The sequence below is a fragment of the Chryseobacterium sp. SIMBA_028 genome (genome assembly GCF_046535285.1).
GTDB lineage: Bacteria > Bacteroidota > Bacteroidia > Flavobacteriales > Weeksellaceae > Chryseobacterium.
The window spans coordinates 1-245 of sequence record NZ_JAWRWZ010000705.1; the positions used below are offsets into that span (position 1 = coordinate 1).

Genomic DNA, 245 nt, shown 5'->3' on the forward strand with positions numbered 1-245 from the left:
GCAGCACCGAGCAGTTTATGCAACGGCAAGTCCAACAGGCGGGCCTTAAGGTCCCAAAGGGCGCAGTCGATGGCCGAGACCGCGTAAGACGCGAGTCCGGTTCTTCCCATGTTGCGCACCGTCCGGGCCATCGTTGCCGCGGCGGCCGGGACGTCCATGGCATCCCCGCCGCAGACGGCGGGACCCAGTAACTCTGCCACCAAGGCCATGGCCGCCGCCGGACCATAAGACCACCCGAGGCCAAG

At 66.9% G+C, this 245-nt stretch carries 1 pseudogene; it reads right to left on the bottom strand.

The features are described from left to right. Positions 1–245, bottom strand: a pseudogene (locus tag SCA31_RS25075) (mandelate racemase); the annotation flags it as partial.